We start from the raw sequence: 14,700 nt of genomic DNA on the forward strand, positions 1-14,700 counted from the left end.
AGGAGACCCCGACCCCATGGCAACGGCAACGGCCCCGGATCTGCGCCTGCGCGACAGCGAGGAGATCCAGGGCGACATCCTGGCCGGCTTCAAGAAGGACAACGTCAGCGTCCTCTTCCTCAAGTTCGAGGACGCCGCACGGGCCCGCGACTGGCTCCGGCGGCTCACCCCGCAGATCGCCACCACCCGCGAGGTGACCGCGTTCAACGAGGCGTTCAGCGAGGCCCGCAGGACCTCCGGCGGCGACGACCCCAAGACCCTCAAGGCCACCTGGCTGGGCGTCAGCTTCACCTACGAGGGCCTGCGGATGCTCTCCGCCACCGACCCCTTCCCGCAGCCCCCGCCGGTGGGCACCGGCCTGGAGGCGTTCAAGGAGGGCTCGGCCAGGCGGGCCGGCGCACTCGGCGACACCGGCGACAACTCCCCGGAGAACTGGCTGTTCGGCAACGAGGGGACCCAGCCGGTGCACGCCGTGCTGAAGCTCTCCGCGGACACCGAGAAGGACCTCCAGGCGGCCGTCGAGGCCCAGCGGATCGCCGCCGCCGAGTGCCGGGTGCTGATCGTCTACCAGCAGAACGCGCAGACCCTGCTCGGCAGCCGCCGCGGCAAGGAGCACTTCGGCTTCAAGGACGGCATCAGCGAGCCCGGCGTGCGCGGCTTCGACCGGCCCGCCCCCGACCGGCCGGAGGAGGTCGAGGGCCACCCGGGGACCCGGATCATCCCGGCCGGGGAGTTCGTCTGCGGCGAGGAACCGGCCCCCGGCAGCTTCCGGGACTTCCCCGCGTGGACGCACGGCGGCTCCTTCCAGGTCGTCCGCCGGCTCGCCCAGGACGTCCCCGGCTGGTGGTCGCAGGCCGGCGTCAAGCTCAAGGAGCTGAGACTCGCCAAGGCCGTCCCGGACGGCGCCACCACCGAGTGGCTGGCCGCCCGGATGGTCGGCCGCTGGCGCTCCGGCGCCCCGGTGTGCCACTTCAGGGACCACGACGTCCCGAACGACCCGGGTGCCGCCTCCGACAACGACTTCGACTTCCGGGACGACCTGGAGGGCCTGGTCACCCCGCTCTGGTCGCACCTGCGCAAAACCAGCCCGCGCGCCGGCCTCCAGGCGCCCGACCCCGGTCAGCCGCCGCTCGACGCCAAGGCGCTCGACGGCCGCCGGATCATGCGCCGCGGCACGCCCTACGGGGCGCCGTTCGACCCGGCCTCGGAGGGCCCGGGCGGACCGGACGACCCGCGCGGCCTGCTGTTCGTCTGCTACCAGGCCGACATCCAGCGGCAGTTCGAGTTCATCCAGGCCGACTGGATGGACCAGCCGGACTTCCCGCCCGGACGCAACCCGGTGCCCGGGAAGGACCCGGTCACCCAGGAGGCCCCCGACGTCGACTTCGAGAGCCGGGAGTCGAACGGCAGCATCAAGCACACTCCGCTGAGCTTCGCCCAGTTCGTGCAGACCACCGGATCGGTGTACGCCTTCATGCCGTCCCTCAGCACCCTGCGGGGGCTCGCCGACGGACGGCTCGTCGGCCCCGCCGCCGGCGGCCAGACGGGCCAGACAGGTCAGACGGGCCAGGGCGGCCAGGGCGGCGGGCAGAGCCAGACCCAGACCCGGCCGGGCGGCCAGAGCACCGCCGTGGGCGGTCCGGCGTACCCCTGCGACGACTTCCTGCCCGTCCCCGACCAGTGGCGGCGCGGCGGCCGGAGCCAGTTCTGGGTCGGCCACGGCGACCGGTACCGGAAGATCTCGGTGGCCGACGGCTCCGCCCACACCGACCAGGTGGTCAAGGGCGACACCCCGCTGAGCAGCCACCCCTGTTTCCAGGGCGTCGGCCGGATCGACTGCGTCCTGCCGATGCCCGACCTGCAGAACCCCGGCGGCAAGAGCTGGTACTGGGTCTTCCACAGCACCGGCGGCCGCCAGCAGTACCGGGCGGTCTCGATCAGCGGCGGCGGCGGGCACACCGGCGCGCTGGAGCGCCCGGACCGCGACCTCACCTCCTGGGCCTCGCTGGGCGGGGTCGAGCGGGTGGACTGCTTCCTGCCCGTCCCCGACCAGCAGCGGGTGGGCGGCAAGAGCTGGTACTGGTGCTTCCACACCACCGGCGGCCGCCAGCAGTACCGGCTGATCTCGGTCGCCGACGGCGCCGCGCACACCGACGTCCTGGAACGCTCCGACCGGCAGCTGTCCCAGTGGGGCTCGCTGAACGGCGTCACCGCGGTGGACTGCTTCCTGCCCGTCCCGGACGCCCAGCGGATCGGCGGCAAGAGCGAGTACTGGGTCTTCCACGGCGACAGCTACCGCCGGATCTCGGTGGCCGACGGCAGCGGCCACCCGGACCGCCTGGTCAGCGGCGCGCGCTCCTGCTCGGCCTGGAACTCGCTGAGCGGGTAGGGCCTCCGGCCCCGTCCCGGCGCCCCCGCGACCGCCCGGTCGCGGGGGCGCACCGGTGCTCACGCGAACGATCGGGACGCATCCGGGACACTCCCGGTTCATGTGATCCATCCCACAGTTTGAGCCGCGCCCAGCGCGCCTCCTGGCCCCTAGGCTTGCGCAGGGAAGTTGGCAGTCGTACCACCCTCCGGGCCCCGTCCGGGATCGGTGACGGGACTCTCAGGGAGTTGAGGCGATGCGCCGTCGGCGGTGGAAGCACGTCCTGATCGGCGCCTTCGCGGGCGCCGCCGTCCTCGCCGACGCCGGTGCGGCGGCCGCCCAGGCCGCGGCGGCCACCGAGCAGTTGGCCATCTCCACCCCGCCGGCCGGCAGCGCCGCCTGGGTCGAGGACCACACCTACGACCGGGACCTGCCCGACCCGGCCACCACCGCCCCGGCCGCCGCCGCCGAGTTCTTCGCCCAGCTGTCCCCGGCCGAACTGGACCGGCTGGTCGAGGCCTACCCACTGGTGGTCGGCAACTTCGACGGCGCCCCGCTCGCCCTGCGCTACCGGGCCAACCGGATCGCGCTGGCCGCCGAGCGCGACCGCGCCCGGGCCCGGGCCGCCGACCACGCCCTCGCCCCGGAGCAGCGCGCGCTCGCCGTCTCCCGCGCCAACGACGTGCAGAGCCTGCTCGCGCCGGGCCGTCAGATCCTCGCCTTCGACCCGCGCGGGCGCGGCCTGCTCACCGAGGTCTGGGGCGACCTCGGCGGCGCCGACCGGGTCGCCGTGCTCGTCCCCGGCTCCGACGCCGACCTCGGCCACTTCGACCAGGCCGTCGAACCGCTGCGCTCCCCCGCCGGCATGGCCCGGGCCCTGTACCAGGAGGAGCACCGGCAGTCCCCGGGCACCCGCACCGCGGTGGTCGCCTGGACCGGCTACGTCACCCCCTCCGGCCTCGGTCCCGACGCGGTGACCTCCCGGCTCGCCGACGTCGGCGCCCCCCGGCTGCGCCGGCTGCTCGCCGGGCTCAAGGAGACCACCCGGCCCCAGGCCCCGCCCGCGCTGTTCTGCCACTCCTACGGCTCGGTGGTCTGCGGCACCGCCGCACCGGACATCCCCCGGGCGGCCGCCTCGCCGGCCGACACCACCGGCATCACCGACCTGGTGGTGTTCGGCTCCCCCGGCATGGGCGTGGAGAGCAGCCCGGAGCTCGGCGCCGGGGTGCACGTCTGGGCCACCCGCAACGAGACCGACTGGATCGGCAACGTGCCGTACCTGGAGGTCGGCGGGCTCGGCCACGGCGCCGACCCGACCTCGCTGGACTTCGGGTCGGAGCGGATCTCCTCGGCCCGGTCCTCCGGCCACAACGGCTACTTCGCCACCGGAACCGACAGCCTGCACAACTTCGCGGCCGTCGCCCTCGGCGCCTACCAGGACGTGGTCCGCCCCGCCCCGGAGGCCTGACGGCTCGGCGTCCTCAGCGCCCCTCGGGGTAGAGCCGGACGGCCTCGGCGGCGGCCCGGCCCATCTCCCGGCGGGCGGCCGGCGGGGAGAGCACCTCGGCGTCCGCGCCGAACGCGAGCAGCGCCCGGACGGCGGGCAACGACTGGAAGCCGAGGGCGAGTTCGACCCACTCCTCGGGCGCCCCGCCGCCGGTCTCCGGCGGCGGGGCGGTGAGCCGGGCGCCGTGGATCCGGACGAACATGTCCAGCCGTCCGCGCCGCACCCGCACCTTCACCGTCAACTCCTTGGGCAGCCGCTCGACCTGCTCGCGCAGTACCGCCCAGACCTCGCCCAGCGTCACCCCGGGCCGCCGGCGCACCGGCTCCTCCGAGGTCTCCGCGTAGAGCACCCGGTCGGCCCGGAACAGCCGGGGCTCGCCGTGCAGATCGGCCGCCAGGTACCAGACCGAGGCCTTGCTGACCAGGCCGTACGGGTCCACGGTGTACTCCAACGGCGCGGGCGTGCCGCTGTGCCGGTAGCGCAGCCGCAGCCGGCGGTCGGCGAACACCGCGTACTGCAGCTCGCCCAGGTCCGGCCCCTGCGGGGCACCCGCCTGCAGCCAGCGCGCCGGGTCGACCAGGACGCGCTCGCTGATCCGCTCGGCGCCCGGCCGGTGCGGGGCGGGCAGCGCGGCCATCACCTTGCGCAGCGCCGAGCCGAGCGCGCCGTCCAGCCCGAGGTCGCTGTGCGCGCCCTGGGCGGAGAGCACGAACAGGGCGCGCGCCTCGTCGGCGGTCAGACCGCTGACGTCGGTGCGGTAGCCGGGCAGCAGGCTGATGCCGCCGTGCCTGCCGCGCTCGGTGCAGACGGGAACGCCGGCCGCCGAGAGCGCCTCGACGTCGCGGTAGATGGTGCGCACCGACACCTCCAGCCGTTCGGCCAGTTCGGTGGCGGGCACCCGGCCGCGGGTCTGGAGCAGCAGGAGGATCGAGAGCAGGCGGTCGGCCTTCATGAACCGAGGATCCCAGAAATCATGACGACGGTTGTCAGGTTTTACCGGGAGATTGCCTCCCGCAGCGAAAACCTTCCGCACCAATGGAGTTGACCCGTCCCACGGACACCACCCAGGACCCCCGCCCGCTGTACCGGCTCACCCTCGACCGGCTGGAGGAGCTGATCGCCGAGGCCGCGCCGGCGATCGCCCCGGCCGCCTGCCGGCCGAACCACGCGGCGGCGGCGTCCCGTTCGGCCCGCCCCGGCCGGTGCCGACCCGTACACCCGGCTCGCCGCCCACCTCGGCCGCGCGCTCCGACCGGCCCTCAGTGGCTCGCCGCGCACCGGGCGAGCCGCCCGTTGTACACGTCGATCTTGTGGTCGAGCACGGCCAGCGTCGCGTGCAGGTCCGCGATCTGCTGGCGCACCGCCTCCCGGTGGGCGAGCAGCAGGTCGCGGCGGTCCCCGGAGGTCCGCTCGCCCTCCCGGGCCAGCTCCACGTACCGCAGCATGTCGGCCACCGGCATCCCGGTCAGCCGCAGCCGCCCGAGGAAGGCCAGCCGGTGCAGGTCGGCGTCGCTGTACCGGCGCTGGCCCGAGGCCGAGCGGTCCACCGGGTCGAGCAGGCCGATCCGCTCGTACCAGCGCAGGGTGTGCGCGGTCAGCCCGCTGGCCGCCGACACCTCGCCGATGGTGTGCCGAGGCGTGCGGTCGGGCGCGCCGACCGGATCCCGGAACACGTCCCAGCAGGTGCGCAGCTCGGCCTCGAACGATGCGAGTGCGGTCATGGTCGGCCCCCCGGTGACGAACGTGACGACGACCCTAACGGCTTGGAGTGCACTCGAAGCAAGCCGGCCGTCCCGCCGGGCCGACCGGCCCGGTTAGAGTCGGGGCCCATGGAGAGCTTGCGGAAGATCGAGACCTGGCCGGTGCCGCACGCGGCGGCGGCCGTCGTACGGGGCGCGGACGGCGCGGTGCTGGGCGCGTACGGACCGCAGGACCACCTGTTCCCGCTGGCGTCGGTGACCAAGCTGCTCACCTCGTACGCCGTACTGGTCGCGGTCGAGGAGGGCGTCTTCGAGCTGGACGACCCGGCCGGGCCGGAGGGCTCGACCGTCCGGCACCTGCTGGCCCACACCTCGGGCCTGGCCTTCGACGAGAACAAGGTGATGGCCGCGCCCGGCAACCGCCGGCTCTACTCCAACGCCGGCTTCGGCGTCCTGGCGCAGGCCCTGGAGCGGGCCGCCGGCATCGAGTTCGGCCGCTACGCCGCCGAGGCCGTGTTCCAGCCGCTCGGCATGCACGCCACCCTGATCAACACCGCGCACCGCTCCCCCGCCGGGGCCGGCGGCCTGTCCACCGTCGCCGACCTCACCCGGTTCGCCGCCGAGCTCCAGGCGCCCAAGCTGCTCGACCCGGGCACGCTGCGCGCCGCCACCCGCGAGGTCGCCTTCCCGGGCACCAGCGGCGTGCTGCCCGGCTTCGGCCACCGCCGGCCCAACGACTGGGGCCTCGGCTTCGAGATCCGCGACGGCAAGGCGCCGCACTGGACCGGCACCGCCAACTCCCCGGCCACCTTCGGCCACTTCGGCCAGTCCGGCACCTTCCTGTGGGTGGACCCGCAGGCCGGCGCGGCCTGCATCGCGCTCACCGACCGTGACTTCGGCCCATGGGCCGCCGAGGTCTGGCCGGCCCTGAGCGACGCCGTCCTCGCCGAACTCCCGTAGGGCCCTCAGCCGTACGAGACCGGCGAGTGCATCTCCCACAGGAGCAGCTCCGCGCCGTCCTCGCCGGCCGTCGGCGCCACGAAGGCGTCCCCGGTGATCCGCACGCTGTCGCCGGGGACCATCGAGCGGCCCCCGCCCTGCGGGCCGGGCACCGTCCGGTAGCCCAGCGAGCCGGCCGTCAGGTGCGCGTACCGGTAGGCGGCGGCCGGCAGGGCGGGCAGCGGCTGCCACGGCCCGGCCGTCACCAGCCAGAGCGCGGCGTCACCGCGCCGCAGCCGCAGCGCCCGGGTACCGGCGTCCCGCGCCAGCCCGGAGGCGAGCAGCGTCAACCCGTCGGCCGCGCGCTCCACCCCGCGCAGTCCGTACGCGGGGGGCGCGTCGAAGACGTCGGGCTGGAGCCACATCTGGACGAACCGGACCGGCCCCTCGGCCCCGCCGACGTTGCGCTCGGTGTGCGTGACGCCGGAGCCGGCGCTCAGGTGCTGGACCATGCCGGGGCGCACCACCCCGTCGTGCCCGCACGAGTCCCGGTGGGCGAGCGCGCCCTCCAGCACCCAGGTGAGGATCTCGGTGTCCCGGTGCCTGTGCTCGTCGAACCCGGCGCCGGGGGCGAGGAGTTCCTCGTTGCACGCGAGCAGGGCGCCGAAGTGGGTGTTCTTCGGGTCGTAGTGCCCGGAGAAGGAGAACGCGTGCCTGGTCTCGACGCCCTCGGCGGGCGTCGAGCGGTAGCGCTCGGCGGTGCGGCGCAGATCGGCGCGGGGGCGGGCGGGGGCATCGGTCACGGGACCCACCGTAGCCTGCTCGTTGGCTCGGTCCGGGCGCTCTGGACCCGGTGCCGACACTCGTCACGCCCGCCCACTCGCGCGTGGCACAGGTGACGGGTGTGACCGCCACCACCCCGCCGCTGTGCCGGGCCCTGTGCACGAGCAGTCACTCCGGTGAGGCAGTCTTGTCCCTGTGCCAGCCGCTTCCGCGAACTCCAAGAGCGATCCGACCGCCAATCCCGACAAGAGCGGGAAGAGCCCGACGCCGGGCGCCGGGAGAGACCGGCCCGGACGGGCGGCACCGCGCCTGACCGCGCAGGAGCGCCGGCTCGCCGCCGAGCGCGCCGAGCGCCGGGCCGCGACCCTCAAGCGGCTGGAGAAGTCCTCGGGCAAGCTCGCCTCGGCCGCGATCGCCCGGATGGACGACCAGCTCGGCTGGTACCGGCGGATGCCGCCGGAGCACCGCTCCTGGATCGGCCTGGTCGCCCAGGCCGGCATCGCCGCGTTCACCGAGTGGTACCGCAAGCCGGACGCCCCGCAGGCGATCTCCACCGACGTCTTCGGCACCGCGCCGCGCGAGCTGACCCGGGCGATCACCCTGCGCCAGACCGTCGAGCTGATCCGCACCACCATCGAGGTGATGGAGGAGGCCATCGAGGAGGTGGCCGCCCCCGGCGACGAGGCCGACATGCGCGAGTCGGTGCTGGTCTACGCCCGGGAGATCGCCTTCGCCACCGCCCAGGTGTACGCCCAGGCCGCCGAGGCCCGGGGCGCCTGGGACGCCCGGCTGGAGGCGCTGGTGGTCAACTCGCTGCTCTCCGGCGACGCCGACGAGGGCGTGCTGTCGCGGGCCGCCGCGCTCGGCTGGGGCCAGCCGAGCCAGGTCCGGGTGGTGATGGGCTCGGCTCCGGACGGGGACAGCGAACTGGTGGTCGAGGCGATCCGCCGCGCCGCCCGGTACGCCAAGCTGCACGTGCTGACCGGGGTGCTGGGCAAGCGCCTGGTGGTCGTGGTGGGCGGCGACAAGGAGCCGGTGCACGCGGCCCGGGCCCTGATCGGCCAGTTCGCGCCCGGCCCGGTGGTGGTCGGCCCGACCGTGCCGGACCTGCTCTCGGCGACCCGCTCGGCGCACGCCGCCGCGGCTGGCCTGCGGGCCTGCGCGGCCTGGCCGGACGCGCCGCGCCCGGTGCTGGCCGACGACCTGCTGCCGGAGCGCGCGCTGGCCGGAGACCAGGCGGCCCGGCGCCAGCTGGTGGAGGAGATCTACACACCGCTGGACGAGGCGGGCTCGGCACTCCTGGAGACCTTGAGTGTCTATCTGGAGCAGGCCTCCTCGTTGGAGGGAGCCGCCCGGATGCTCTTCGTCCACCCCAACACGGTGCGCTACCGGCTCCGACGTGTGACCGACGTCACGGGCTACGCTCCCTCCGACGTGCGTTCGGCCTTCACCCTGCGTATCGCACTGGCGCTGGGGCGGCTCACCGCCGCTGGGGAGTCAAGCTGACCACGCTGTAGGGACCTTACAATCCCGGATGCTTTTCTTCGTTACCGTCGCCTACCCGCCCGCGGGCGCCTGGCGAGAGAGGGTTGAACCGTGCTCGTAATCGTCGCCCCTGGACAGGGTGCCCAGACCCCCGGTTTCCTCCGCCCTTGGCTGGAGCTCGACGGTGTCGCCGACCGCCTTCAGGGCTGGTCGGAGGTCGCCGGGCTCGACCTCGTGCGCGCCGGAACGGAGGCGGACGCCGAGGAGATCAAGGACACCGCCGTCGCCCAGCCGCTGCTGGTGGCGGCCGGCCTGGTGACCGCGCGGGCGCTGTTCCCGGACGAGGACGCCGCCCGCGCGCTGGTCGGCGCGGTCGCCGGCCACAGCGTCGGCGAGATCACCGCCGCGGCCGGCGCCGGCGTGCTGAGCGCCCGCGACGCGCTGACCTTCGTGCGCGAGCGCAGCCTCGCGATGGCCGAGGCCGCCGCGGCCACCGAGACGGGCATGCTCGCCCTGCTCGGCGGCGACCCGGAGGAGGTCGCGGCGAAGCTCGCCGAGCACGGCCTGACCGCGGCCAACAACAACGGCGGCGGCCAGATCGTCGCGGCCGGCACCCTGCCGCAGCTGGACGCGCTGCGCGAGGACCCGCCGGCCGGCGCCCGCCTGGTCGCGCTGAAGGTGGCGGGCGCGTTCCACACCGCCCACATGGCCCCCGGTGTCGAGCGGCTGGCCAAGCTGGCCCCGACCCTGCCGGTCTCCGACCCCAAGGTCGCGTACGTCTCCAACCAGGACGGCGGGGTCGTCGCCTCCGGCGCCGAGGTGCTGAGCCGCCTGGTGTCGCAGGTCTCCAACCCGGTCCGCTGGGACCTCTGCATGGAGACCCTGCAGCGGCTGGGCGCGACCGCCGTCATCGAGCTGGCCCCCGCGGGCACCCTCACCGGACTGGTCAAGCGCAACCTCAAGGGCGTGGCGACGCTTGCCCTCAAGACCCCCGCGGACCTGGACAAGGCCCGCGAGATCGTCGCGGAGCACGGCGGTCAGGAGCAGGAGCAGGCATGAGCAACACCCCCCAGATCCGCCCGGTCACCGGGGCGCGGTACTCCCGCATCCACGGTGTGGGCGGCTACCGCCCGGTCCGGGTGATCCCGAACGCCGAGGTGCTGACCTGGATCGACTCCTCGGACGAGTGGATCCGCACCCGCAGCGGGATCGCCGAGCGCCGCTGGGCGGGCCCCGAGGAGTCGGTCGCCGAGATGTCGGTGCAGGCCGCCGGCAAGGCGATCGCGCAGGCCGGGATCGACCCGGCGCGGATCGGCGGCGTGATCGTCGCCACCGTCTCGCACCTCAAGCAGACCCCGGCCATCGCCACCGAGATCGCCCAGCGGCTCGGCTGCGGCACCGCCCCGGCCTTCGACATCTCGGCCGCCTGCGCCGGCTTCGGCTACGGCCTGGGCCTGGCCGACGGCATGGTCCGCGGCGGCACCGCCGAGTACGTGCTGGTGATCGGCGTGGAGCGGCTCAGCGACCTGACCGACACCTCGGACCGCTCGACCGCGTTCATCTTCGGCGACGGCGCCGGCGCCGCGATCGTCGGCCCCTCCGACACCCCCGGCATCGGCAAGCTGATCTGGGGCTCGGACGGCTCGCAGAAGGACGTCATCTCGCAGACCGAGGCCTGGGACACCGCCTTCGCCAAGGAGGACGCCGTCAACGGCGCCGGCGAGGAGGTCAAGTGGCCGGCCCTGCGGATGGAGGGTCAGACCGTCTTCCGCTGGGCCGTCTGGGAGATGGCCAAGGTCGCCCAGCAGGCGCTGGACGCCGCCGGGATCACCGCCGACCAGCTCGGCGCGTTCATCCCGCACCAGGCCAACATGCGGATCACCGACGCCATGATCAAGGCCCTCAAGCTGCCCGAGTCGGTCCCCGTCGCCCGTGACATCGCGGAGACCGGGAACACCTCGGCGGCCTCCATCCCGCTGGCGATGGAGCGCATGCTGGAGAGCGGCGAGGCGCGCAGCGGTGACCTCGCCCTGATCATCGGGTTCGGGGCGGGTCTCGTGTACGCCGCGGCAGTCGTTACGCTCCCCTAGGCGTTTTCGCCCGATCCACCCGCAAACCTGCGTCCGTCCGCCGGGCAGGCGCATTCAACACCGAAGAGGAGCAGCCAGTATGGCTACCAAGGACGAGGTCCTGGACGGTCTCGCCGAGATCGTCAACGAGATCGCCGGCATCCCGACCGAGGACGTCGAGCTCGACAAGTCCTTCACCGACGACCTGGACGTCGACTCGCTGTCCATGGTCGAGGTCGTCGTGGCCGCCGAGGAGCGCTTCGACGTCAAGATCCCGGACGACGAGGTCAAGAACCTGAAGACCGTCGGCGACGCCGTGGACTACATCCTCAGCCACGCCTGAGCAGTCGGCTCGTTCGACGCCTGACATCGGCCGGCTCCTCCCGGGTCGGCCGACCCGCCGGCCGGGACGCCCACCGGGCGCCCGGCCGGGCTCACCCTCGGCCGCCGCCGACCCCCGCACAACGTGAGAGAAGAAGATCCAGTGACTGTTGAGAACCGTACCGTGGTCGTCACGGGTATCGGCGCCTTCACGCCGCTGGGCGGCGACGCCGCCACCACCTGGGAGAACCTGCTCGCCGGGCGCTCCGGGGTGGCTGCCCTGACCGAGGAGTGGGCCGCCGAGCTGCCCGTGCGGATCGCCGCGCGCACCGCCGTCGAGCCGGGTGAGATCCTGCCCCGTCCGCTGGCCCGCAAGCTGGACCGCTCGGCCCAGTTCGCGCTCATCGCCGCCCGCGAGGCCTGGGCCGACGCCGGCTACGAGACCCCGGCCACCGACGAGTCGTCCAAGCTCGCCCCGGAGCGGCTGGGCGCCGTGATCGCCTCCGGCATCGGCGGCGTCACCACCCTGCTCGACCAGTACGACGTGCTGCGCGAGAAGGGCGCCCGCAAGGTCTCCCCGCACACCGTCCCGATGCTGATGCCCAACTCTCCGGCGGCCAACGTCGGCCTGGAGGTCGGCGCCCGCGCGGGTGTGCACACCCCCGTCTCCGCCTGCGCCTCCGGCGCCGAGGCGATCGGCTACGCGATCGAGATGATCCGCAGCGGCCGTGCCGACGTCGTGGTGGCCGGCGGCACCGAGGCGGCGGTCCACCCGCTGCCGATCGCCGCGTTCGCCAACATGATGGCGATGTCCAAGAACAACGACGACCCCGAGCGCGCCTCCCGCCCGTACGACAAGGCCCGGGACGGCTTCGTGCTGGGCGAGGGCGCCGGCGTCGTCGTGCTGGAGTCCGTGGAGCACGCCGAGGCCCGCGGGGCCCGGATCTACTGCGAGGCGGTCGGCCAGGGCCTGTCCTCGGACGCCCACCACATCGCCCAGCCCGAGCCGACCGGCGCCGGCGTGGCCCGCGCGCTGGCCGACCTGTTCGAGCGCAACCAGCTGGACAAGTCCGAGATCGTGCACGTCAACGCGCACGCCACCTCGACCCCGCAGGGTGACACCGCCGAGCTGAAGGCGCTGCGCAAGGAGCTGGGCGAGGACCTCGACCACATCGCCATCTCGGCCACCAAGTCGATGACCGGTCACCTGCTCGGCGGCGCCGGCGGCATCGAGACGGTCGCCACCGTGCAGGCGCTGTACCACCGCGTCGCCCCGCCGACCATCAACGTCGACGAACTGGACGAGGACGTGGAGGCGGACATCGTCCGCGGCGAGGCCCGCAAGCTGCCCGAGGGCCGGATCGCCGCGCTGAACAACTCGTTCGGCTTCGGCGGCCACAACGTGGTGCTGGCCTTCCGCACCCGCTGACCGCGCTTCGAACCCGACAGGACGGGGCCGGCGCTCACCGAGTGAGCGCCGGCCCCGTCCTCGTCCGTTGTCCCGGTGATCGGACCAGCCCCGTGATCGGACCAGCCCTGTGATCGGACCACCTGGTGATCAGACCACCTGGTGCAGCCAGCGCACCGGGGCGCCCTCCCCGGCGTAGCGGAAGGGCTCCAGCTCGTCGTCCCAGGGCTTGCCGAGCAGCATGGCGATCTCCGCCTCCAGGTCCGCCCCCTCGCTGCGGGCGCGCAGCAGGACGGCCCGCAGCCGGTCCTCGGGGATCAGGATGTCCCCGTGGATGCCGGTGACGGCGTGGAAGATGCCGAGCCCGGGCGTGCTGCTGTACCGCTCGCCCTCGGCGGCGGCGCAGGGCTCGCTGGTGACCTCGTACCGCATCAGCTGCCAGCCGCGCAGCGCGGAGGCGAGCTTCGAGGCCGTACCGGGCTCGCCCTGCCAGGACAGCTCGGCACGCCAGTGCCCGGGCGCGGCCGGCTGGCGGATCCAGTCCAGGCTCACCCGCACGCCGAGCACCCCCGCGACGGCCCACTCGACGTGCGGGCACAGCGCGCGGGGCGCGGAGTGGATGTACAGGACTCCACGTGTCGTCACCGGGACCTCCAGGCTGTGGACGAGGGTCGCCTTCCCCAGCTGCCTCGCGTTCGTGCCCGTAGTTGATCCACAGTTACCCACGTTAGCTGACATTAAGCCACTAAATTGAGCAAAACGGACAGGCTTTCGCTCAATGCTAGTCGAATCCGCAACGAGGTCCACCCCTCGGTCGGATCTCTCCCCCGAACGGCCCCATCGCCAGGCAAAACCACCGTACCGCGCCGCCCCTCGGCGCGGATGACGCACTTTCGGATCCGGCCGGAATGCGGTAGTGCGGCCGGACTCCCTCTGCCGGGTACGCGAACCGCCTCGCACCGGGCGGGCCGGTGCGAGGCGGTGCGGGCGGGCGGCCCGGACGCGGCGTCAGCCGTCCAGGCGGACCACCATCTTGCCGGTGTTGGCGCCGCGCAGCATGTCCAGGAAGGCCTGCGGGGTGTTCTCGAAGCCGTCCACCACGGTCTCCTCGTAGCGCAGCTTCCCGTCCTTCAGCCAGCCGCCCACCTCGGCGAGGAACTGCGGCCGCAGCGCGTCGTGGTCGCCGACCAGCACCCCCTCCAGGCGCAGCCGCTTGCCGATCACGGACAGCGCCAGGTTGCGCGGACCGGGCGCCGCTTCGGTGTCGTTGTACTGGGCGATGGCGCCGCACAGCACGGCGCGCCCGTGCACGCCCAGCGCGCCGATCGCGGCCTCCAGGTGATCGCCGCCGACGTTGTCGAAGTAGAGGTCGATGCCCTCCGGGGCGGCCTTGGCGAGCTGCTCGCGGACCGGGCCGTCCTTGTAGTTGAAGGCGGCGTCGAAGCCGTACTCCTCCGTCAGCCGGGCCGCCTTCTGCGCCGAGCCGGCCGAACCGACCACCAGCGAGGCGCCCTTCAGCCGGGCGATCTGGCCGACGATCGAGCCGACCGCGCCGGCCGCGCCGGAGACGAAGACCCGGTCGCCCTCCTTGAGGCCGCCGACCGCCAGCAGGCCCGCGTACGCGGTCAGGCCGGGCATCCCGAGCACGCCGAGGTAGGCGGAGAGCGGCACGCCCTCGATCCGCGGCACCTTGACCGCGTGCTTCGCCGGCAGGGTCGCGTACTCGCGCCAGCCGAGCCCGTGCAGCACGGCGTCGCCCGGGGCGAAGCCCTCGGCGTTCGAGGCGACCACGCGGCCGACGGCGCCGCCGTCCATCGCCGCCCCGACCTCGAACGGCGGGATGTAGGACTTCACGTCGTTCATCCGGCCGCGCATGTAGGGGTCCACCGACAGGTGGGTGTTGCGGACCAGGACCTCGCCCGGACCCGGGGTGCGCACCGGCGCCTCGACGAGGGCGAAGTCGGCCGGGGTCGGCCAGCCCTGGGGGCGGGCGGCGAGGTGCCACTCGCGGGTGGTGGCGGGCGCTTCCGGCGCGGTCGGCTCGGCGGTCATGGTGATCTCCCCACATGAAAGGTTGAGTAGGTGAAGTAACAATGTGCATGAAAATTTCACGTTGTCAA

13 protein-coding genes are annotated in these 14,700 nt (G+C 73.8%); 8 read left to right on the forward strand and 5 right to left on the reverse strand.

Annotated elements, in window-relative coordinates:
- Positions 1-16 precede the first annotated feature (16 nt).
- Complete coding sequence (locus ABT238_RS11360; protein WP_350756703.1) at positions 17-2,389, forward strand: Dyp-type peroxidase; 2,373 nt, start codon at positions 17-19, stop codon at positions 2,387-2,389.
- Between the two features lie 235 nt (positions 2,390-2,624).
- Entirely contained in the window at positions 2,625-3,836 is a 1,212-nt protein-coding gene (locus tag ABT238_RS11365; protein ID WP_350566476.1) for an alpha/beta hydrolase, read from the forward strand.
- Positions 3,837-3,849: 13 nt separating this feature from the next.
- Here the strand turns inward: ABT238_RS11365 and ABT238_RS11370 are convergent, their stop codons facing one another.
- Positions 3,850-4,827, reverse strand: a complete 978-nt coding sequence (locus ABT238_RS11370; RefSeq protein WP_350566474.1) for a helix-turn-helix transcriptional regulator — start codon at positions 4,825-4,827, stop codon at positions 3,850-3,852.
- A 307-nt stretch (positions 4,828-5,134) separates the two neighbouring features.
- Complete coding sequence (locus ABT238_RS11375) at positions 5,135-5,596, reverse strand: MerR family transcriptional regulator (protein ID WP_350566472.1); 462 nt, start codon at positions 5,594-5,596, stop codon at positions 5,135-5,137.
- 108 nt (positions 5,597-5,704) lie between these two features.
- Between ABT238_RS11375 and ABT238_RS11380 the strand changes: the two genes are divergently transcribed.
- Complete coding sequence (locus ABT238_RS11380) at positions 5,705-6,535, forward strand: serine hydrolase domain-containing protein (protein ID WP_350566470.1); 831 nt, start codon at positions 5,705-5,707, stop codon at positions 6,533-6,535.
- A 5-nt stretch (positions 6,536-6,540) separates the two neighbouring features.
- On the opposite strand, the gene ABT238_RS11385 is transcribed toward ABT238_RS11380, so the two are convergent.
- Positions 6,541-7,317 carry a pirin family protein gene (locus ABT238_RS11385; protein WP_350566468.1) on the reverse strand — a complete coding sequence of 259 codons (777 nt, stop codon included), beginning with the start codon at positions 7,315-7,317 and terminating at the stop codon, positions 6,541-6,543.
- Positions 7,318-7,606: 289 nt separating this feature from the next.
- Between ABT238_RS11385 and ABT238_RS11390 the strand changes: the two genes are divergently transcribed.
- The 5 genes from ABT238_RS11390 to fabF all read left to right on the forward strand — a co-directional run bounded on the left by ABT238_RS11390 (position 7,607) and on the right by fabF (position 12,601).
- The gene (locus ABT238_RS11390) at positions 7,607-8,803 is read left to right on the forward strand and encodes a PucR family transcriptional regulator (protein ID WP_350566500.1); all 1,197 of its coding nucleotides are present in this window, start codon (positions 7,607-7,609) and stop codon (positions 8,801-8,803) included.
- Positions 8,804-8,893: 90 nt separating this feature from the next.
- The gene (locus ABT238_RS11395; RefSeq protein ID WP_350566466.1) at positions 8,894-9,841 is read left to right on the forward strand and encodes an ACP S-malonyltransferase; all 948 of its coding nucleotides are present in this window, start codon (positions 8,894-8,896) and stop codon (positions 9,839-9,841) included.
- On the forward strand, positions 9,838-10,872 hold the full coding sequence (locus tag ABT238_RS11400) for a beta-ketoacyl-ACP synthase III (RefSeq protein ID WP_350566464.1): 1,035 nt from the start codon (positions 9,838-9,840) through the stop codon (positions 10,870-10,872). The genes ABT238_RS11395 and ABT238_RS11400 overlap by 4 nt, the downstream gene beginning before the upstream one ends.
- A gap of 79 nt (positions 10,873-10,951) precedes the next feature.
- Entirely contained in the window at positions 10,952-11,194 is a 243-nt protein-coding gene (locus ABT238_RS11405) for an acyl carrier protein (protein ID WP_350566462.1), read from the forward strand.
- Between the two features lie 141 nt (positions 11,195-11,335).
- Positions 11,336-12,601, forward strand: a complete 1,266-nt coding sequence (gene fabF / locus ABT238_RS11410; protein WP_350566460.1) for a beta-ketoacyl-ACP synthase II — start codon at positions 11,336-11,338, stop codon at positions 12,599-12,601.
- Between the two features lie 129 nt (positions 12,602-12,730).
- On the opposite strand, the gene ABT238_RS11415 is transcribed toward fabF, so the two are convergent.
- Positions 12,731-13,225, reverse strand: coding sequence for a DUF3145 domain-containing protein (locus ABT238_RS11415; protein ID WP_350566458.1), 495 nt, complete (start codon positions 13,223-13,225; stop codon positions 12,731-12,733).
- A 363-nt stretch (positions 13,226-13,588) separates the two neighbouring features.
- Positions 13,589-14,632, reverse strand: a complete 1,044-nt coding sequence (locus ABT238_RS11420; protein WP_350756706.1) for an NADP-dependent oxidoreductase — start codon at positions 14,630-14,632, stop codon at positions 13,589-13,591.
- Between the last annotated feature and the right edge of the window lie 68 nt (positions 14,633-14,700).

It is taken from the genome of Kitasatospora sp. NPDC001527, from assembly GCF_040298605.1.
Taxonomy (GTDB): domain Bacteria; phylum Actinomycetota; class Actinomycetes; order Streptomycetales; family Streptomycetaceae; genus Kitasatospora.